This window comes from Limnohabitans sp. T6-5 (assembly GCF_003063315.1).
GTDB lineage: Bacteria > Pseudomonadota > Gammaproteobacteria > Burkholderiales > Burkholderiaceae_C > Limnohabitans_A.
This window is the reverse complement of record NZ_NERV01000002.1, coordinates 229,450-249,612: the sequence shown is the minus strand read 5'-3', so window position 1 is coordinate 249,612 and position 20,163 is coordinate 229,450. Positions and strand designations below refer to the sequence as shown.

Annotated in this window: 19 protein-coding genes; 5 read left to right on the top strand and 14 right to left on the bottom strand. The window is 57.8% G+C overall.

Features of this window, described 5'->3' with window-relative positions:
* Nucleotides 1-18: 18 nt before the first annotated feature.
* The 4 genes from B9Z51_RS06795 to B9Z51_RS06785 all read right to left on the bottom strand — a co-directional run bounded on the left by B9Z51_RS06795 (nt 19) and on the right by B9Z51_RS06785 (nt 1,651).
* Nucleotides 19-552: a GNAT family N-acetyltransferase gene (locus tag B9Z51_RS06795; RefSeq protein WP_146187698.1), complete on the bottom strand. Its 534-nt coding sequence runs from the start codon at nt 550-552 to the stop codon at nt 19-21.
* Between the two features lie 3 nt (nt 553-555).
* Entirely contained in the window at nt 556-765 is a 210-nt protein-coding gene (locus tag B9Z51_RS18170; RefSeq protein ID WP_146187697.1) for a hypothetical protein, read from the bottom strand.
* Between the two features lie 207 nt (nt 766-972).
* The gene (locus B9Z51_RS06790; RefSeq protein WP_108373090.1) at nt 973-1,287 is read right to left on the bottom strand and encodes an XRE family transcriptional regulator; all 315 of its coding nucleotides are present in this window, start codon (nt 1,285-1,287) and stop codon (nt 973-975) included.
* On the bottom strand, nt 1,280-1,651 hold the full coding sequence (locus B9Z51_RS06785) for a type II toxin-antitoxin system RelE/ParE family toxin (protein WP_108373088.1): 372 nt from the start codon (nt 1,649-1,651) through the stop codon (nt 1,280-1,282). The genes B9Z51_RS06790 and B9Z51_RS06785 overlap by 8 nt, the downstream gene beginning before the upstream one ends.
* A 647-nt stretch (nt 1,652-2,298) precedes the next feature.
* Here B9Z51_RS06785 and B9Z51_RS18795 point away from each other — a divergent pair.
* The 3 genes from B9Z51_RS18795 (at nt 2,299) to B9Z51_RS06770 (ending at nt 4,307) form a co-directional block, all read left to right on the top strand.
* Entirely contained in the window at nt 2,299-2,436 is a 138-nt protein-coding gene (locus B9Z51_RS18795; protein WP_233254865.1) for a hypothetical protein, read from the top strand.
* A 393-nt stretch (nt 2,437-2,829) separates the two neighbouring features.
* Nucleotides 2,830-3,795, top strand: coding sequence for a DMT family transporter (locus B9Z51_RS06775; RefSeq protein WP_199227480.1), 966 nt, complete (start codon nt 2,830-2,832; stop codon nt 3,793-3,795).
* 104 nt (nt 3,796-3,899) lie between these two features.
* Entirely contained in the window at nt 3,900-4,307 is a 408-nt protein-coding gene (locus tag B9Z51_RS06770; protein WP_108373085.1) for a PaaI family thioesterase, read from the top strand.
* A 198-nt stretch (nt 4,308-4,505) separates the two neighbouring features.
* Here B9Z51_RS06770 and B9Z51_RS06765 read toward each other — a convergent pair whose 3' ends face one another.
* Together B9Z51_RS06765 and B9Z51_RS06760 are read right to left on the bottom strand one after the other, a co-directional pair.
* Entirely contained in the window at nt 4,506-6,233 is a 1,728-nt protein-coding gene (locus B9Z51_RS06765; protein WP_108374810.1) for a tannase/feruloyl esterase family alpha/beta hydrolase, read from the bottom strand.
* 262 nt (nt 6,234-6,495) lie between these two features.
* On the bottom strand, nt 6,496-6,963 hold the full coding sequence (locus tag B9Z51_RS06760) for a DUF3237 domain-containing protein (RefSeq protein WP_108373083.1): 468 nt from the start codon (nt 6,961-6,963) through the stop codon (nt 6,496-6,498).
* Between the two features lie 72 nt (nt 6,964-7,035).
* Between B9Z51_RS06760 and B9Z51_RS06755 the strand changes: the two genes are divergently transcribed.
* Complete coding sequence (locus tag B9Z51_RS06755) at nt 7,036-7,812, top strand: LuxR family transcriptional regulator (RefSeq protein WP_108373082.1); 777 nt, start codon at nt 7,036-7,038, stop codon at nt 7,810-7,812.
* 1,259 nt (nt 7,813-9,071) lie between these two features.
* Here B9Z51_RS06755 and B9Z51_RS06745 read toward each other — a convergent pair.
* From B9Z51_RS06745 to B9Z51_RS06725, 4 genes are all read right to left on the bottom strand, one after another.
* Nucleotides 9,072-11,552 carry a penicillin acylase family protein gene (locus B9Z51_RS06745; protein ID WP_108373078.1) on the bottom strand — a complete coding sequence of 827 codons (2,481 nt, stop codon included), beginning with the start codon at nt 11,550-11,552 and terminating at the stop codon, nt 9,072-9,074.
* A gap of 785 nt (nt 11,553-12,337) precedes the next feature.
* Nucleotides 12,338-13,249 (bottom strand): LD-carboxypeptidase, encoded by a 912-nt coding sequence (locus B9Z51_RS06735; protein ID WP_108373074.1) that lies wholly within the window; start codon nt 13,247-13,249, stop codon nt 12,338-12,340.
* A 15-nt stretch (nt 13,250-13,264) separates the two neighbouring features.
* Nucleotides 13,265-14,644 (bottom strand): tRNA adenosine(34) deaminase TadA, encoded by a 1,380-nt coding sequence (gene tadA / locus B9Z51_RS06730; protein WP_108373072.1) that lies wholly within the window; start codon nt 14,642-14,644, stop codon nt 13,265-13,267.
* Nucleotides 14,641-15,255, bottom strand: a complete 615-nt coding sequence (locus tag B9Z51_RS06725; RefSeq protein ID WP_108373070.1) for an FMN-binding negative transcriptional regulator — start codon at nt 15,253-15,255, stop codon at nt 14,641-14,643. The genes tadA and B9Z51_RS06725 overlap by 4 nt, the downstream gene beginning before the upstream one ends.
* 304 nt (nt 15,256-15,559) lie before the next feature.
* Here B9Z51_RS06725 and B9Z51_RS06720 point away from each other — a divergent pair, with 304 nt between their 5' ends.
* Nucleotides 15,560-15,850: a HigA family addiction module antitoxin gene (locus tag B9Z51_RS06720; protein WP_233254864.1), complete on the top strand. Its 291-nt coding sequence runs from the start codon at nt 15,560-15,562 to the stop codon at nt 15,848-15,850.
* Nucleotides 15,851-16,220: 370 nt separating this feature from the next.
* Here B9Z51_RS06720 and guaA read toward each other — a convergent pair whose 3' ends face one another.
* Genes guaA through guaB form a run of 4 tightly spaced genes read right to left on the bottom strand, consistent with a single transcriptional unit; the run spans nt 16,221 to nt 20,011 of the window.
* A complete protein-coding gene (gene guaA, locus B9Z51_RS06715) occupies nt 16,221-17,834 on the bottom strand; it encodes a glutamine-hydrolyzing GMP synthase (protein WP_108373069.1) in 1,614 nt (537 codons plus the stop codon).
* 15 nt (nt 17,835-17,849) lie between these two features.
* Complete coding sequence (locus tag B9Z51_RS06710) at nt 17,850-18,197, bottom strand: DUF86 domain-containing protein (protein ID WP_108373067.1); 348 nt, start codon at nt 18,195-18,197, stop codon at nt 17,850-17,852.
* Nucleotides 18,194-18,484, bottom strand: a complete 291-nt coding sequence (locus B9Z51_RS06705) for a nucleotidyltransferase family protein (RefSeq protein WP_108373065.1) — start codon at nt 18,482-18,484, stop codon at nt 18,194-18,196. The genes B9Z51_RS06710 and B9Z51_RS06705 overlap by 4 nt, the downstream gene beginning before the upstream one ends.
* Before the next feature lie 57 nt (nt 18,485-18,541).
* Nucleotides 18,542-20,011, bottom strand: coding sequence for an IMP dehydrogenase (guaB, locus tag B9Z51_RS06700; protein WP_108373063.1), 1,470 nt, complete (start codon nt 20,009-20,011; stop codon nt 18,542-18,544).
* Nucleotides 20,012-20,163 lie beyond the last annotated feature (152 nt).

Sequence of the window (20,163 nt, the reverse complement as noted above, 5' to 3'; positions counted from 1 at the left end):
AATAGATCCCGTTGAGGCTTAGTTCACCGCGGCAAGCACACGCTTCAGATCAATGAACATCGTTGTTGTGGCGCTGTCACCTTCATTGCTGATGCCAATTGGAAGAAAGCCCTTGGCAGAATAGAAGTTGACAGATTCCGGCTTGGAGTCCACAACCAAGAATCGGCATCCTGTGTGCGGCATTACATGCTCTGTAATAAGTCCGATGATGAAGTCAACTAGTTGACTCCCAATACCTTGGCGTTTGAGGCTCGAATCAACCGCCAACCTGGCCAACTTGATAGCCGGATAGTCCTTGTAACGGAAACCATCCAGCACCACATCATGTTTGTCAAACTGCTCCACGGCCATATGAGTGCACAAAGTCGTGATGTAAGCCAAAACCTTCGTCTCGCCTTGCCGCACAAGCACATATGTCCGCGCTAAATGCTCCTGATGAAGCTTCTTCGCTTCTTTTCGCAAGAAACTCTTGAGAGGTGAAAATACAGGATCACCCAGGCTCAATGCATTGCAGCCATCGGCGGCAGAAAGCTCACGCAGTTCAAAGCCCACATGTCATCCGAGATCTTTTACAGTCTCACGTGAAGGCTTGAGTTTGATGACCACAGAACCTCGCTTAGCAAAGCTCAAGGCAAGTTTGCGGCCATTCTCTGCAGAAGCAATGGCAGCACGAGTACCGCGCCCGTTTAACAACTTCCGCGTGAGAGCTTTCGCTTCATCACCAGAAACTGTAACTGAACCAAGAAAATTGCTCTGAACTGCCATTTGCTTATTTTAGCAGCATGCTACAGATGGGCCTATGGGGGGCTAACTGCACACATCAAGTAGTGGATGTCTGCTGAAAATTACGTTGACCCTTCGATTACTACAAAATTACTAAGCCGTGATCCTCCTGAAAGTAGCGATGTCAAAATGAAGTGGACCCCAAAGTCAGGACAGACTTGAAAAGACCACCATGATATATGTCGTGGCTTATTGATGCGCAAGCTCAAAAGGATGAACCTGGATGTCACCATCAGGGAACGAAGCAACCAATTTCAATTCACCACCTAGTGCCTTGACATACTCCCGTAGAGTGCTGACGTACATATCGTCACGTCGCTCAAGTTTCGAAATCGCAGCTTGTTCTACACACATCGCCTTGGCTACCTCAACTTGAGTTGTTTGCCGCGACCTTCTTAGTTCCTGAAGTTGCATTTCCACAAGCATAGCCTCAGCACGGGCCGCTGATCGTGATTGTGCCTCCGGCGACATACGGGCGCGCAATTCATTGAATTTTTTAGCCATTGATCTGTCCTTCCTTTTTTAGAGTGTCAATGTGACTGTCGTACAAGGTGTCAGCTTTCGGCACATGTTTTTCATACCAGCGGTCATCGCCTGTTTTGTCTCCGCCAAGGAGCAGGATGGCGCAACGTCGCGGATCAAATGCATACAACACCCTATAGGGCCGACCTTCATGTTGAACCCGCAACTCACGCATGTGGGAATGCTTGGACAATTCAATCCCAGAAGTATGAGGAAATCCAAGATTCGGACCTTTTTCTTGAAGCATTCGCACTGATGCGTCGATAGATTCCTGTTCGGCTTCGGTCAAATCTCCCCACCATTCCCCAAGTTCATCCGTGTATTCAACCTCCCAAGCTTGATTCATTATTCCTCCTGAAGACTATTCGGTCAAGTGAATATTTTAGGATAACTTGATTTTGATCTGGAAAATTCAGGACTGCGTGCGGGGGAAGGAGCCGCATCACAATTCGCCGATGGGTTCAACACGCTGATCAAACCTTACCTCGCAAGGATTTCTGGCAATTAGCGGCCAGCTAGTAACGTGACGGCGACTTCGACCTGTGCCTTTAGCAACCCACTTCCCAGAGCCCCATGGGGCTCTTTCGTAGCGAATGTCAGCCGGGAGTCAGGCCAGGCAAGGTAGTACAACAAAATTACTAATCCATGGTCCTCCTAAAAGTAGCAATGTCAAAAAACAAGTTTTTCTCCTATGCCCCGACACAACTCCCCTGCTTTCAAACTTTGATATCAAGGCTGCGGAACGGTGTTCAATGTCCAGAAGCGATTGCCAAGCACTTGGGCGTCACTCCACAGACAGTCCGTCGGTGGATGAAGTCAAACTCCGCCCCACGAGCAGTTTTGTACGCCCTTTTTTGGGAAACTGATTTAGGATTCTCTGTGGTGAATTGCGAGTTACACAACTTGGCACAGGTTCACAGGGCTCATGCCTCCAGTCTCACGAGATACGTGTCGACACTCCACGCCAGAATCGAGTTTCTGGAAAGTCGAAGAATGGGTGAATCCGCCAATCAGCCGTTTTTTAGACAGCTTCCTGGCATCAGCGAAAACACAACCCTGATAGGTGCTAATTTCTGGATTGAAAAAACTGTCTCCAGCGCCAAGGCTCGTTCACCAGTCCAACTGGCCTGAAGGCGTGACGCTCAACTGTTGCACTCTTGAACATTTTTCCAAATAAATACACATATTTGTGGTTTTTTCGTGATATAAAGGTGTCGGGTAGTTAACGAGAGTAAGCCTCTTCAACCCTTTATAGAACTTAAATGTTCACCTTATGTATATTATGTTAAGTTAAACTGACCAATGAATTTCCAGATGAATGGTTCGCCAAGACACAAGTCAAGTTTGTCTTTTTAGAATGAAGGTGTAGTCTTTCATCCGTGCCAACTCTCGCCTCAACGCACACTGCATCGATGACAACGCTGCAACAAACGCTTGAATCTTGGACAGTTCTTCCGGAATCGTGCCGTGTGCAGGGATTCACCACGGTTAAGCGCGTGTTGCACTTCGTTTTACTTGACCGCCATGACGAAGATTGCAATAGATCCATGTCCAGATAGAACTTTTCCAAAGTCACCTCCAAAACTAGAAAGATACGCCTTGCGCAACAGCAACGAAACTTTCGGCACCATGGAAATGATCGTCGCCATGATCATTTCAGGGAGCATTGGTCTCTTTGTCGTCAAATCAGGACAATCACCCGAGAATATTGTCTACTTCCGGTGCGCGATCGCCTTTATTTGCTTGCTTCCTGTCATTATCTTTTCCGGGCAACTCAAAAAGGCGTATTTCACGCCAAAGAAATTGGCGATGATGGTGGGGTCGGGATGGTTGTTGATTTTTAACTGGATACTTCTATTTAAGGCTTTTCCACTCACCTCAATATCACTGGCAACGATCGTTTACCATGTCAACCCGTTCATCATTCTTTTATTAGGTGTTCTGATTTTCAAAGAAAAATTCACGCCATCGGACGGTTTTTGGATCGGACTGGGATTTATTGGCCTGGTCATCATTATCGGCATCCATCAAACCAGCCTGTCGCAACAAGAGTTAGTCGGACTCGGCTTGGTGCTAATTGCGACAAGCCTTTATTCAGGATCGGTACTGATTACCAAAAAACTTTCTGGCACGCCACCATTGCTGATCGTCTTGGTTCAAACATTTGCCGGAGCCTTGATAACTTACCCACTGACCACATCACTCGCTCAAAGTGTCACCTTCGATCAGTGGCAGTTCATTCTTCCACTGGGTGTTGTTCATACCGCATTTTTATATGGGCTGATTTACTCCGCCATAGCCAAACTCCAACTGAGCGTGATTGCTATCCTGTCATTTATTTATCCAATCTCTACGGTGGTTTTTGATTACATTTTTTTCGACCATGTTATTTCTCTGCGTCAGGCCATCGGTGCCTCACTGATTTTGATTGCTACAGTCGGGGTGAAACTCCATTGGAAATTTCATTTTGGATTTCGAAATAATTCATGACCAAACAACCGCATATTAGCGAATTTAATTACGACAACGTGAAGTCGCGACATCCAGCCATCGACAAATAAAATTGATGCCAACCGCAAACAAGGAGTCAAGCAATGGACGATATTCAAGCATTCGCACAACAGGTCTTTGCTAACCAAGCTTTCAGTCAATTCATAGGTGCTGAACTGACGCAATCCACCAACGATAGCGCTGAGCTGACACTCACCATTCAGAACCACCACAAACAGCAGCATGGTTTTGTCCATGGTGGGGTGATCAGTTATCTAGCGGACAACGCCATCACCTTCGCTGGGGGCCTGGCATTGGGTGGTAATGCGCTGACGGCGGAATTCAAAATCAACTACATCCGTCCCGCAGTCGGATTGCATTTGGTCGCACGGGCACAGGCACGAAGCGCGGGCAAGCGGCTGGCCATTTGCCAGTGCGAAATCTACGCTGCTGATGCCGCCTCCGAAAAACTGTGTGCACTCGCGCAAGGAACCGTTGTTCTGGCAGGCTAAGACCCTAAACCCAACCAAAGCCGCAATACGGGTCCAGGTTGACCGATTGCAGGGGTGATCAGGCGCCAATTGGCCCCCCGCAATCCAAATGCAGGATGCATCACTGCCCTGCCATCTGGCCCTCTCCTTGATAGACCAGCCATGCAGCAAGTGGTCAACGGATTTACTCAGTCACAGGTGCAGAAAACACAGCATCACTCACCGACAAGAAAAATTGGCCGCGTCTTCCGTGTTGCCGGAGCCGTTGTAGTGCGCGTATTGGGGATAGGCGCACAAAGGCCGGGTGCGTTGGGCCGACCAGTCCGCTGGCAATTCAGGGTTGATGCCGCCCGCATTGCCAACGCCGCGTGCGCTGGCCACCACCGCCTTGGGGGCCACGCCCTGCTCCACCCACTGCACCAGGGGTGTCAGCAAATCAAATTGATCGGTCGCCAGACCCGCGCTGCAATGGTTCATGCCCGGCACAGGAAAGTAGCGGGCAAAATCGCCCCCCGGATTGACCTTGGCTTGCGCCAGACGCTCCATCCACTGGCGGGTGTCCTCGGCTGAAAAAATCGCGTCACTCACCCCGTGAAACAGCACCATCTTGGCGCCTCGTGCACGCAAGGCAGCCAGATGGGCGGGCTTGTCTTGCGCAGGCGGCGTCATGAGCGACCAGCCGGACTCGCGATACACCTCGTTGGTCGCAGAAAACTGGGCCAGGCGCGCCGTCACATCCTCCTTGAGCGGGTTCACCGGGCTCGGCGGCACACTGAACACCGTGCTGATGGCCAAGGGGTCGCGGATCAAAGAATCAATGAATTTCCAGCTGCCCCAGTTCGCGCCTGCGATGCCCGTGTCATACGGAAAGCTGGCGTAAATCGGCTGCCCCGCAGCGGTTTGGGCGCCGCCAAATACGCCTGAAATCACATTTTTCTGAGCCGACGTCAGGCAAGCGCCCGTGCGTTCGCCCGTGCAAGTGGGCACATCGGCTTGCACGCTGAAGGCAGCCTGGCAAGCCTGTGTGGCCTGCACCATGCCATCACGCACACCGTCCAGGGCATCGCACTTGTCGGCAATGGCCCGCGACACGGTTTGCCTTTCTTGCGGGGTGAAGGCGCTGGCCAAGTCGGGCAAGGTGCCATTCGGGTTCATCGGGTTTTTGACCGTGGCACCCGCTGTGGCGATCCCGGCCCACTGCTGAGCCCCCCATATCTGGGCCAGTGCGGCATAAGGCAGGCGGTAACCGGGTGCGCCCACCAAATAGCCGTCGTATTGATCGCCTAAACGTGAAGCAGCCACCATGGCATGCCGCCCCCCATTGGAGCAGCCGCCAATGTACGAGCGGTCGGGCGCCTTGCCATAGGCCACCTGAATCAGCTGTTTGGCCATGGGGGTGAGTTTTTCAACCGCCTGGTAGCCATAGTCCAGGCGGGCTTGCGGCTCCAGGCCAAAAAACGGCGTTTGCGGCCCGGTGTGACCGGCATCCGAGCTGATGACGGCAAAGCCTTGCATCAAAGCGCCCGTCAGTGGCCCGCCCCCCAAAGCGCCCAGCGCAGGCACCACCGCACCGTCCAGGCCACCATTGCCTTGGTAATAAAAACGGCCGTTCCAGGCAACCGGCAAACGCATCTCAAAGCCGATGGCGTAATCACGCCCATCGCTGCCCTTGCGCTCATGCATGCGGCCCTTGACCAGGCAATGCTCGGGCACGGGCCGGTCGCCTTGCATGACGGCGCCTGCCGCAACAGATGTGCTTGATTCAATGCGGGTTTGGGCCAGATTCAACTGCCCTGCCAGCGCGCTGCAGCTGGACAAGTTGGCGCCTGTGGCCGACTTCAAGGCAGGCGCCGAGCTCCCCGGCAAGCTGCTGCAAGCGATCAATACGCCGCCGGCTGAGAGCACGGTCAGGCCCTGAATGGCCAGAGTGAATGTGGTTTTTTTCATGGTTTGTCTCCGGTTGTAGAGGGGTTTTTCATGGCACAGGCTTGTGGATTCGGCCCCGCGAAGTCTTTCTTCGACAAGCGTTTTGTCTGTGGGCGGCGTCAGCCCCGAATTGGGACCTGCACTCAGGCGTGTCATGCCGGGGCTGAAGCCACCGAGCTACGGGTTGACATGGCGCAGATGTCAGACATAAGCGTGCCTGAACCATCGATGTACCGGCCTTGCTCGGGAGGCAGTGATTGCGAAGCATGCGCAGCAGTACGCCTCAGGCCACTTCAAAAAAGCGCATCACCACCCGGTCGGGGTGGCGTGCGCCAGTGCCGATGAACAGCCGCTCGCTGATCCAGCCCAAAGCGGTGGACGCCGTCTCGAAACTCGGGCTGCACCGGAAGTACACCGATTGCGGCTCCACTGGCTCGCCACGCACCAGCCGGGCCATGACCTCGGGCGCGGCCGTGCGCACGGCACGGTTTTGCACAAAAATCAAATCTCCGCCATCGGTCTCGATCACGTAGCGGGCATCCAGCTCGGCCATGCGCGGGTTCAAAATCAATTGAAAGTCAGCCCCGCCCGGCAGCACACGGGCAGACCAGCCCTGCCCTTGCACCTCGCCTCCCAAAATCGGGATCACCCGGCGCATGCCATGCAAGGCCTGTCCGACCTCTTGGGGCTTGTCCACATGCACCGATAAATCGGCAAAAAAGTTCAGTTGGGGCGTGGGTAAATTCAGCATTAGACAAGGGTATTCCTAAATATTCGCGCCGTCTGTCCTCCTTTAAGATGACACGGACTTTCAGGTTGACCGATGCGCCAATGGACCCCTTCTCAAAGCAACAGCCCCGTTCAGGTGCTCGAAGGCCTGATTGGCTTGATCGGTCAAGCCGAATTCGAGACCTCGCTTTTGGGTGAACTGCAAGCGGTGGTGCCTGCGGCCTCGTACTCGATCTACCAAACCGGCTCGGGCTGCGCCCCTGAACTTTTCATGTCGGCCAGTTTGGGCGTGCCAGACACCACACGCGATTGCTGGAACGCCTATTTGTCAGGCCCTCATTTGAGCGACCGCACCCTGGCCGCTGAATCAGCGCCGGTTAATGGGCCTGTGCTGTGCCACATCACGGCGCCAGAAGTTCCCCCGCAGCACCGTGCCCGCGTGTACGAAGCACATGGCATGGCCGAGCGCGTGTCCGTCGTCCAACACCAGGACGCATCGGTGTTTGCCATCAACTTTTACCGGCACGAGCACCAACGCCCTTTCAGCGATGCCCATCTGGCCAATTTTGAAGCGCTGGGACCGGCCTTGCTGCGATTGGCACGCAAGCAAATCGAGTTGGTCAAACCCCGCAAAATCCTGCCCCCAGAAGACATCGTCCATTGGGTTCACAGATTGCAGAACTTGGGCAAAGCATTGACCCCGCGAGAGATCGATGTGTGTGCCCGTCTCTTGATGGGCATGACGCAAGACGGCATCGCCCAAGACCTGAGCCTGAGTGTGCCCACCGTCAAAACCTACCGCAACCGCGCTTTCGCACGCCTGGGCATTCACTTCAAAAACCAGCTGTTTGCCCTGTTTGCGCGCACTTGATCGGTTAATGAACGAAGCCATTGTCGGGGTCTTCGACCACCGACCTACAAAAACCTTGCTGCCCCGTAGGTTGGTACTCAAAGAGTCCGACGTGGTGCGCTTCGGCACCGCTACTGCCCGAACTGAAGGCAACGGGGCCAGCCAACAAATGTCGGGGTCTTCGACCACCGACCTACAAAACCTTGCTGCCCCGTAGGTCGGCACTCGAAGAGTCCGACGGGGTGCGCTTCGGCACCGCTACTGCCCGAACTGAAGGCAACGGGGCCAGCTAAAAAACGTCGGGGTCTTCGACCACCGACCTACAAAAACCTTGCTGCCCCGTAGGTCGGCACTCGAAGAGTCCGACGTGGTGCGCTTCGGCACCGCTATTGCCCGAAGTGAAGGCAACGTGGCCAGCCAACAAATGTCGGGGTCTTCGACCACCGACCTACAAAAACCTTGCTGCCCCGTAGGTCGGCACTCGAAGAGTCCGACGTGGTGCGCTTCGGCACCGCTACTGCCCGAACTGAAGGCAACGGGGCCAGCCAACAAATGTCGGGGTCGGTCTTCGACCACCGACCTACAAAAGCCTTGCTGCCCCGTAGGTCGGTACTCGAAGAGTCCGACGTGGTGTGCTTCGGCACCGCTACCGCCCGAACTGAAGGCAACGGGGCAATCCATCAAATGTCGGGGTCTTCGACCACCGACCTACAAAAACCTTGCTGCCCCGTAAGTCGGTACTCGAAGAGTCCGACATGGTGCGCTTCGGCACCGCTATTGCCCGAAGTGAAGGCAACGTGGCCAGCCAAAAAACGTCGGGGTCTTCGACCACCGACCTACAAAAACCTTGCTGCCCCGTAGGTCGGCACTCGAAGAGTCCGACGTGGTGCGCTTCGGCACCGCTACTGCCCGAACTGAAGGCAACGGGGCCAGCCAACAAATGTCGGGGTCTTCGACCACCGACCTACAAAAGCCTTGCTGCCCCGTAGGTCGGTACTCGAAGAGTCCGACGGGGTGCGCTTCGGCACCGCCACTGCCCGAACTGAAGGCAACGGGGCCAGCCAACAAATGTCGGGGTCCTCGACCACCGACCTACAAAGCCTTGCTGCCCCGTAGGTCGGCACTCGCAGAGTCCGACGTGGTGCGCTTGGGCACCGATATTGCCCGAAGTGAAGGCAACGTGGCCAGCCATCAAATGTCGGGGTCTTCGACCACCGACCTACAAAAACCTTGCTGCCCGTAGGTCGGTACTCGAAGAGTCCGACGTGGTGTGCTGAGGCTCAGGGATTCAGTACCAGCTGATGCGTCCAACGGCCGGGTTCAAACTGCAAGGCACGGTAAGTGCCTTGTGCCCACGCCTGGCTCATGTCGCGGCTGCGCGGAGAAAACACATGCCCGCTTTGCCCTGTTTGGTAAATGAACTGTGACTGGCCCGATGGCGACAGGTCATACACCGCCCGCAATGACGCCGCGTGCCGGTTGGCAAATGGCTCTTGTTTGTCATTGGCCCAATACTGGCCCACATTCACGGTGAACAAGTCCCCCGCACTTTCGGTGCGCACGTCAAACACGGCATTCAGATAAGGCACCTTGCCAAAGGGCTTGTGTCCGCTGATGGCCGGGTGCCAGGCGCCCCAGCGCCATTGCGTCATCTGACTGCCTTGGCTGGCGGCAATCCGCGTCAAGGCGCGGTCCAAAGCGGTCGACACTTGCGTGGCACAAGCTTGTGGGCCACACCAAAAGGCGTCATTGCGGCTCAAGATGCCTTCGACTGCGGCACGGAAGTGGCGCTTGCCATACAGGGCCTGAAACCTGCCGGCCCCCAGCTGCGGCACGAGCAAAGCCCGTGTCAACTCATCGGCCCAGACGTTGAAGATCAAGGCCGCTGCACTGTCTCGGCTCATTCGGCCATCAAATGCCGCCAGCACGTTCAATGCCTGTGCGCCCAGCGGATGCTGAGGCTTGGCACTCAACACGGTGGGCAGCAAAGCCTTGGCGCCCAAGGACAGCACGTCGTTTTGAATGGCTTGCAGGCTCTCGCGGCTGTGCTTGGGTGAGGCAGCCAGCAGTTGTTCGATGCGCTGAAAGCGTTCAGGCGTGGTCCAGTCGCCGCCAATGAAGTGGGCATAGCCTGGCGGCAAGATGTTTTGGTTGGCTGTGGCATGCCAGCCTTTTTGTTCAATCTGCGCGCCGTCCACCGCCGGGTTTTGAGCGGTGGGCAACCAGCCTGTCCAGTCGTATGGCGCCAGCCAGCCGGGCGATGGGGCCACACCCCGAATGTCGTTGCTGGCCGCACGCGTGGGCAGCTTGCCCACCGCCTGGAAAGCCACCGCACCTTGCGTGTCGGCCATCACAACGCTTTGCATGGGGGCGTGGTGATCGGCAAAGGCCTGCTGCAATTGCGGCACGGTTTGCGCCCAATTGGCTTGCATGCCCGCGTCCACCGTTTTGTTGTCGGGCGTCAGGGCCGACCAGCGCAGGCTGATGGCATAGCGCTTGTCGTCGATCAGGCCACGGTATTGCGGCTGCACATCGCTGATGACTGGGCCGTGGCGGGTGCTGCGCACTTGCAGCGACACATCGGCCTGCCCTTTGACCCGGATGGTTTCGCTGCGACTTTCAAATGCCGCCCAGCCTTCAGGCGTGCGGTACTTGTCCGGTTGCGTCGCGTCGAGTTGCTCCAGGTAAAGGTCCTGCACGTCAGGCCCGGTGTTGGTAAAGCCCCAGGCCACGCCCGGTGTGCGCCCAAGCACCACAAAGGGCAAACCGGGCAAAGTGGCACCGATCACGTCCAGCGCGGGGTGTTTTTGCCCCCCGGGCAACTCCCCTGCTGGCGCTTTGAGGTGGGCAAAGTACCAAATGGCGGGTGAGCTCAAGGCCAAATGCGGGTCATTGGCCAGCAAGGGTTTGCCGGACACGGTGCGGCTGCCCGGCACCACCCAGTTGTTGCTGCCCTTGCCTTCCAAAATGCCCATGTCGCGCACCCAGTCGGCAGACCATTGGGCCAGAGCGCTGTCCTGCGGTCGGGCTTGTGCGGCTTTGGAAGCGGCTGGCGCGTACACGCCCAGACGGGCATACAAGGCGGGCAAATCCACGGCGGTGGCGGGCTTTTCTCCAGGGTAGGCAGGGAGCAACTGCCACAGCTGCTCGTTGCTGAGCACCTGCGAGGCCGACAAACGGGCGAACTCCTGGCCCCAATTGCCGCCCAAATCAAGCGCCATCATGAGCGCCCAGCCCACGCTGTCCTCGGGGCTCCAGGCTTGGCCGCTTTGGCCACCGGCCTGCGTGCCCAGCAGTTTGAATTCTGGCGAAGGCCGCACCTGGCCACTTTGCCAAGCGTCCTGAATCCCATCGCTGTAAGCCTGCAAAGCGGCCTGCGTGGCAGGAGACAAGCCCTTCAACTGTTGGCGGGCCATGCTGATGATGCCCAGCGTGCGCATCAGCTTGTCGGTGTCCAGCGTGGCGGCGCCCAGAATTTCAGATAACTCGCCGCGCATCAGGCGGCGGTTGAACTCCAACTGCCAGCCGCGCTCTTGCGCGTGCACAAAACCCATGGCACGCCAGGCATCCACGGCACTGCCTGCGGTGATATGGGTCACATCCGAGGCATCACGCGTGACTTGAACAGGCCCATTCAAACCCTTGAGCGAGGCTTGGCCATCCAACTTGGGCATGCTGCGCAACAGCTGCACGCTGACCACACCCCCTGCCGACAAAGCAGCCACCACGCACAGCAGCGCCAATCGTCCCAACCATTTCATCTGTGTCTCCTGTTTTTATAAAAAAGATTCAACTTCCAAGCGGAACATGCTGCTTGCCTTGTATGTCGGTACTCGAAGAGTCCGACATAGAGCACTCAAGCACCGCTGCCCAAACCCAGGCCCATGTGTCGATACAACCAACGTCGGGGTCTTCGACCACCGACCTACAAATGACCAGGTTGTCCTGTAGGTCGGTACTCGAAGAGTCCGACATGGCACATTCAAGCACCGCTGCCCAAACCCAGGCCCATATGTCGATACAACCAACGTCGGGGTCTTCGACCACCGACCTACAAATGACCAGGTTGTCCTGTAGGTCGGTACTCGAAGAGTCCGACATGGCACATTCAAGCACCGCTGCCCAAACCCAGGCCCATGTGTCGATACAACCAACGTCGGGGTCTTCGACCACCGACCTACAAATGACCAGGTTGTCCCGTAGGTCGGCACTCGAAGAGTCCGACATGGCACATTCAAGCACCGCTGCCCAAACCCAGGCCCATATGTCGATACAACCAACGTCGGGGTCTTCGACCACCGACCTACAAATGACCAGGTTGTCCTGTAGGTCGGTACTCGAAGAGTCCGACATGGCACATTCAAGCACCGCTGCCCAAACCCAGGCCCATATGTCGATACAACCAACGTCGGGGTCTTCGACCACCGACCTACAAATGACCAGGTTGTCCTGTAGGTCGGTACTCGAAGAGTCCGACATTGAACGACCAATTACCACTGCCCGAAGCGAGGACTGCGGGGCCATCCGACATGGCTTGCTCAGATTCTCAAATATGGCCCCAAACCATCAGCGCGTCACGCCCTTCGGTGACAAAGTCCACCTTGGCACCCACGGGCAGCAGCACCTTGGTCTCCACATGGCCAAAGGGCAAGCCGGTGAGCACCGGGGCCTTGATCTGGCTGCGCAACCAGTCGACCACCGTGGCCAGCTTGAAGCCTTTGTCGTGCGCGGGCACCAGCTTGTAGTTGCTGAATTGGCCTATCAACACCGCTTTTTGCTGGGCCAACACACCCGCGTGCAGCAGCTGCGTGAGCATGCGCTCGATGCGGTAAGGGTGCTCGCCCACGTCCTCAAGAAAGAGCACACCACCCTTGACTTGCGGGAAGTACGGTGTGCCCAGCAAAGAGGTCAGCACCGTCAGGTTGCCGCCCCACAGCGCCGCGTCTTTCACCAACACGCGGCGCTCGGTTTCAACCTTGGGCAGCTGCCAGCCCGTGCCCTCGCCTTGCTCCAGCAGCAGGTCGTCAAAGCAGGCTTGCATGATGTCGTCGGGCTCCTGCTCGGGGCCAAAGTCTTCCCCAAGGGCCGGGCCCTGCCAACTGATGTGCCCGGTCTTGGCATACACCGCTTGGTTGAAGGCGGTGAAGTCGCTCAAGCCCACAAACTGCGTGCCACCATCGATGGCTTTGGCGATCTGCTTGTAGGGCAAGGCAGGCAGGATGCGCGTGAGGCCGTAACCGCCGCGCGAGATCAGCGCCACGTCAGCTCCGCTGGCAGCCGCGCGTGTGATGGCCGCAATGCGCGTCGCGTCGTCGCCCGCAAAGCGCATGTGGCTGGCCAACGCCGCTTCATCCACTTCGACCTGGTGGCCTTGGGCTTGCAAGCGCTTCACGCCACGGCGAAAAGCGGCTTTGTCGCGCACTGCGCTGGAAGGGGAAAAAATGTAGATATGGGCCATGGCTCGTGTTCTTCTTCAGGGCCTGAAGTGTCGCACAGCCGCTTCGGCAATCGCCCTGCCCTGCTCCTGCACAAAATGGCCTGCATCGGGCAGCAGCATGGGCTCTGGGCAGCCATTGATCTGGCTTTGCAAATGGCGCATCACCGGCTCGCCCAGCACCGGGTCTTGTTGGCCAATGGCCATGAAGCTTTGGCCTTGCCAGTCGTTGCGCCAAAAGTCACGCGCTTGCCGCGAGATGGCCGCGCCGGGCGAATCGGCGAACTCCGGCACCATGGGCGGAAAGGCGCGCAACGCGGCGCGGTAGCCCTTGTCCGGGAACGGCGCGTTGTAGGCGGCCGTCTCGGCAGGTGTCATGCTGCGGTTGCCCCTCGCGAACAGCTTGCCCACATCGAACTGTGGCTGGCTTTGGCACCAATCGCGCCAGGCCAGAAAGCCCTCGCTCAGCGGCTGCTCGCCCGTGGCCAAGGTGGTGTTCATGACCAACAGACCCTTGTAACGCTCGGGTGCAGCCATCGGCAAAGTCAGCCCAAAAATGCCGCCCCAGTCCTGTACCACCAGCACCACGCGCTGCAGATCGAGCCGCTCGATCAAATCGAGCAAGGACTGGCGGTGGGTTTCAAACTGGTGAAAACTGTCCTTCTTGGGCTTGTCGCTCTTGCCAAAACCGATCAGGTCGGGCGCCACCACGCGGTGTCCCGCTGCCAGCCAGAGCGGGATCATCTTGCGGTACAGGTAGCTCCAGGCCGGGTTGCCGTGCAGGCACAGCCAGGTCAAAGGTGCGTTCGCATCGCCCTCGTCCAGGTAATGCATGCGCAGCCCGGCGATGCTGGGCAAATCATTCACGTAGCGCGGCTGCCAAGGGTAGTCGGGCAAATCTGCAAAGGCAGCATCGGGCGTGCGCAAAGCGTTTTCTCTGAGCGGATGAAGGTTCCTTCTCTTGGGCCTGAAAAAATCTTTGAGCAGCTGGCCGCATGCCTCAGCCAGCACGCCGCCCGTGACCTGGGTTTGGTGGTTCAGCTGCGTGTGGTCAAACAGGTTGAGCACCGAGCCCGCCACCCCGGTGCGCGGGTCGAGGGCACCAAACACCACCCGGTCGAACCGGGCGTGCAACATGGCGCCGCTGCACATGGCGCAGGGCTCCAGCGTCACGTATAGCGTGCAGCCGTCGAGCCGGTAATTGCCCAGCAAGCGGGCCGCTTCGCGCAGCGCCACCACTTCGGCATGCGCAGTAGGGTCGTGGCTGGCAATCGGGGCGTTGCGGCCCGTGGCGATCACCTGGCCATCCTTGACGACCACCGCACCCACCGGCACTTCACCCGCTTCTGCGGCCTGGCGGGCCTGCTCCAGCGCCAGGCCCATCCAGTGGGCGTCTTGGCTTGGCGTGTCCACAGTCAAGCCACCATGCCCAGTCGCTGCATCCACTGCGCCAAGGCTTGTTCTTGTTCGCCGCCTTGGGCGTACGCCGCATGCATGGCCGCGTGCGCTTCTGGTCGGTGCTGGTTGATCTTGACCTTGGCTTTCAGGTCGAGAATCTTCAATTCAAACGCCACAATGCCATTCAACATGCCGTGGGCGTAGCTCTCGGGCAGCGCACGCCACTGCGCGGCATAAGCGGGCTCGTGGTCTGCAATCATCTGCTTGAGCATGGCGTCTTTGGCATCGTCACCGTCCAACATGCGGGCCTCAACCCGGGCATGCACCGCCAGATAAGTCCACGTCGGCACGCGTTGCAAGTCAGGGTAAACGGCTGGCGACATGTAGGCCTGCGGCCCCATGAACGTCACCAGCGCCTGTGGCCGTGCTTGCAAGAAACCGGCATGCGGATTGGCACGGGCGCAATGTCCCAGCAGTGCCACCGGCTGGCCGCCCTCCTCGATCAACTTGAGCGGCAAATGCGTGACAAACGGGAAGCCATCACCGTCTGTGGACACCAAGCTGGCGAACGGGTGCTCTCGCATGATGGCCGCAGCGTGCTGCGGGTGGTTGAATTGTTGGGGCAGGTACATGTCGATGAATGTACCAAACACAGAGCGTTCATTGCGCCCTGTAGATACGGCACGCTGAAGTTTGCATTTTTTGGCCCCCCCCCCGTAGGTCGGTGGCTTCAGCCCCGACAAATGCCCGCGCCCAACCAGCACTGTTGGAGCAGAAGCTACCGACCTACAAAATCATTGGCCATTGAACAGTTCACAGGGCCAGATCAATAATCAGTCTCGTGCAATTGCCCATTCGATTTTGACGCTCCAAGCTTGAGGATCTAAGATGTTGACCATGCCCAAGCAGAAACAAAATCCACTTGCAACCAACAACATGCGCCCCATTCATCCAGGCGAAGTGCTTCGTGAAGAATTTTTAATGCCCTACCAACTCACGGCGCATGCGCTCTCAATGGCGTTGCAAGTACCCGCCCCGCGCATCAACGACATCGTGCGAGAAAAACGCGCCATCACCGTGGACACCGCCTTGCGCTTAGCCAAGTTTTTTGGCAATAGCGCCGAGTTCTGGATGGGCCTGCAAACCGACTTTGACATGGCCGTGGCACGTTGGTCGGTGCAAGATGCGCTGGATCGAATTCGGGTATTTCAGCCCGACAAGGCCTGATTAAAGAAAAGCAGCCGAATATGATTTCCAAGTACAGCAAGGAGCAGAAGGAAGGCTTGGCCCGCTTCATGGATACGATTGCCGCGTCCTCCTTCATTGGAGGGGTTGTGGGATTGACAGGGCACAGTCCCCTAAATAATCTAGAAATTGGCGTGCTGTTTACTGCCTGTCCTATACTATTGACATTCGCATGGAAACTCAGGAGACCCGCAACATGATCACTGCAATGGTTATTTTTGTCCTGATCGCTGGCTGCGTGACTTGGTACGTCACCACGCACTGAACACAGCAAGCACCGTAAAAAAGCCGCTTTTCAGCGGCTTTTTTGCGGTTCACGATTTTGTAAATAGTCTGTCCATGACTTCCCGAGTCACTCCCACTCGATCGTCGCTGGTGGCTTGCTTGACACGTCGTACGTCACTCGATTGATGCCGCGCACCTCATTGATGATCCGCCCCGACACTTTCTTGAGCAGCGCATACGGCAGCTCAGCCCAGTCGGCCGTCATGAAGTCGCTGGTTTGCACGGCGCGCAGGGCCACCACGTAGTCGTAAGTGCGGCCATCGCCCATCACGCCCACGCTTTTCACGGGCAGGAACACGGTGAAGGCTTGGCTGGTCAGGTCGTACCAGGTCTTGCCCGTTTCGTCGGTGAAGTTGCGCAGCTCTTCGATGAAAATCGCGTCCGCACGGCGCAGCAGGTCTGCGTATTCTTTTTTGACTTCGCCCAAAATGCGCACGCCCAGGCCCGGGCCTGGGAAGGGGTGGCGGTAAACCATCTCGCGGGGCAAGCCGAGTGCCACGCCCAGCTCGCGCACTTCGTCTTTGAACAGTTCGCGCAGCGGCTCCAGCAGTTTCAGGCCCAACTGCTCGGGCAAACCGCCCACGTTGTGGTGGCTCTTGATGGTGACGGCCTTCTTGCTCTTGGCACCACCCGACTCGATCACGTCGGGGTAAATCGTGCCTTGGGCCAGGAAGGTCGCGCCTTTGTGGCCGCCGTCGCCAGCCTTGAGTTTGGCCGCTTGTTCCTTGAACACATCGACGAACAAGCCACCGATGATCTTGCGCTTGGCTTCGGGCTCGCTCACGCCCGCCAACTTGCCCAAGAACAGCTCGCTGGCATCGACGCGGATGACTTTCGCGTGCAGCTTGCCCACGAACATCTCCATGACCATGTCGCCTTCATTCAGGCGCAGCAGGCCGTGGTCCACAAACACGCAGGTCAGCTTGTCGCCAATGGCGCGGTGAATCAGGGCTGCAGCCACCGACGAATCGACGCCGCCCGACAAGCCCAGAATGACTTCTTCGTCACCCACTTGCTCGCGGATCTTGGTCACAGCTTCTTCGATGTAGTCGCCCATGATCCAGTCAGGGCGGGCCTGGCAGATGTCGAGTACAAAGCGGTTGAGCAGCGCCTGGCCCTGCACGGTGTGCGTGACCTCGGGGTGGAACTGCACTGCGTAAAAGCGGCGGGCCTCGTCGGCCATGCCGGCAATCGGGCAAGCCGGTGTCGAGGCCATGACCTTGAAGCCGCCAGGCATCTGGGTGACTTTGTCGCCGTGGCTCATCCACACCTTGAGCATGCCGTGGCCTTCGGCCGTGGCGAAGTCTTCAATGCCTTTGAGCAGTTCGGTGTGGCCGTGGGCGCGGACTTCGGCATAGCCAAACTCGCGTGTGGTGCCCGCCTCGACCTTGCCACCCAGCTGCTGGGCCATGGTCTGCATGCCGTAGCAAATGCCCAAAACCGGCACGCCCAACTCAAACACCGCATCAGGCGCTTTGTCGTCCACCTCGTACACGCTGGCGTGTGAGCCCGACAGGATCACGCCCTTGAGGTTGCCGTCTTTGGCGTATTCACGCACCCAGTCGCTGCTCACGTCGCAGGGGTGCACTTCGCAAAACACATGGGCTTCGCGCACACGGCGGGCGATGAGCTGGGTGACTTGCGAGCCGAAGTCGAGGATGAGGATCTTGGAGTGAGACATGCGAAAAGGAATGCGTTAAGTGGGTGAAGATTCATCGGCAGCCAGCATGGACTTTACGCTGGCGACCAGGGGCGGCAGATGTTGATTGACCACGGCTTGGATGGTCAGGACATCTATGTCACCCAAGTAGTTGTGCACCAGGATATTGCGAAAGCCACTGATTTCGCGCCATGGGATGGCTGGAAAATGTGCTTTGAGTTCTTCAGGTAGCAATTGCGTGGCTTCGGACAGCGTTTGCAGATTTCTGAGGGTGGCGTCGTAAAGCACCTCGTCATTCGTCAAATCACCACGCGCCTGAATGCGCGCAATTTTGGCGGCCACGTCCAGGATGTGGCGTGCATACGCATGCCATGACTTGCTCATAGCGCAACAGCTTCAGCCAGCACTTGCGCTCTGACATGGGGGTTCAACTCGTGTTCAGGAACCAGATCCACTTTGCGATGCAGCAAATCTCCCAAACCTTGTGCCAAGGGCATGCGCTGGGTGAACAAGTCATAACCGCGAGGGAGTTCGACGAGAAAGTCCACATCGCTGTCCGAGGTCTCCTCGCCACGCGCCACAGAACCAAACACGCGCAGACGAGAAGCACCAAACTGAGCAGCGATGCTGTTCAGGTGGGTGTTCATCTGGCGAAGTTGGTCAAGCAACATGGCAGGTTTCCTTAATGGCTCACGATTTTGGCCGAAAGCAAGAAATGAGCGCAAGCATCACTCCGCCCGGTAATTCGGCGCTTCTTTGGTGATCTGCACGTCGTGCACATGGCTCTCACGAATGCCTGCAGCCGTGATTTCCACAAACTGCGATTCGTTGTGCATGGCCTCGATGGTGGCGCAGCCGCAGTAACCCATGCTGGCGCGCAAGCCGCCGGCCATTTGGTAAATGATGGAGACGACCGAGCCTTTGTAGGGCACGCGACCTTCGATGCCTTCGGGCACCAGTTTGTCGGCGTTGGGGTTGCCGGTGCTGGACTCCTGGAAGTAGCGGTCTGCACTGCCCTGCTGCATGGCGCCAATCGAGCCCATACCGCGGTAGCTCTTGTAGCTGCGGCCCTGGAACAAGACGATTTCGCCGGGCGCTTCTTCGGTGCCCGCGAACATGCCGCCCATCATCACCGTGCCTGCGCCTGCGGCGATGGCTTTGGCGATGTCGCCGCTGTAGCGGATGCCGCCGTCGGCAATCAAAGGCACGCCTGTGCCTTGCAAGGCTGTGGCCACGCTGTCAACCGCCATGATCTGCGGCACGCCCACCCCCGCCACGATGCGGGTGGTGCAAATGGAGCCGGGGCCAATGCCGACTTTCACGCCGTCAGCACCCGCCTCGACCAGGGCCAAAGCTGCTGCGCCCGTGGCAATGTTGCCGCCAATGACTTCGATGTGCGGGTAGTTTTGTTTGACCCAGCGCACGCGGTCGAGCACGCCTTTGCTGTGACCGTGCGCGGTGTCCACCACGATGGCGTCAACCCCTGCGCGAGAAAGTGCCTCCACGCGCTCTTCGGTGCCCTCGCCCACGCCGACGGCAGCGCCCACGCGCAGCTTGCCAGCGGCGTCGCGTGCGGCGTTGGGGAAGTTGAGTTGTTTGGTGATGTCCTTGACGGTGATCAGGCCCTTGAGTTCAAAGGCATCGTTGACCACCAACAGGCGTTCGAGCTTGTGTTTGTTGAGCAGCGCCTTGGCTTGCTCGGGCGTGGTGCCTTCGGGCACGGTGACCAGGCGCTCACGCGGGGTCATGATCTCGCTGACCTTCTGGTCGTAGCGGGTTTCAAAGCGCAAATCACGGCCGGTCACGATGCCGACCACCTGGCGGCCATCGCACACTGGAAAGCCCGACACGCCCAGCTCGTCGCTCAAGGCCATGACTTGGCGCACGGTGGTGTCTGGGGTGATGACGACCGGGTCTCGCAACACGCCGGATTCATAGCGCTTGACCTTGGCCACTTGAGCGGCTTGCTCTTGCGCCGTCAGGTTTTTGTGCACGATACCGATGCCGCCCTCTTGCGCAATGGCGATGGCCAAACGCGCTTCGGTGACCGTGTCCATGGCGGCAGACACCAGGGGCAGGTTCAGGCGGATGTTGCGGGTGAATTGCGTCGCAAGCGACGTGTCCTTGGGCAGGACTTGGGAGTAGGCAGGGACGAGGAGAACGTCGTCAAAAGTCAGGGCTTTTCCGAGTAGGCGCATTAGCTAGGGCTCCAAAAAATAGATTGTACCCGCGCCCAAATGGCTGCCCGCCCTGCAATGCGAGCTCTTTACCCTTATTGCGAACCACTTTTCCGTCATTGCACGCCAAGCTTGGCAATTCAGTGCTCGGCAAGCACCCCCACGGGATCGCC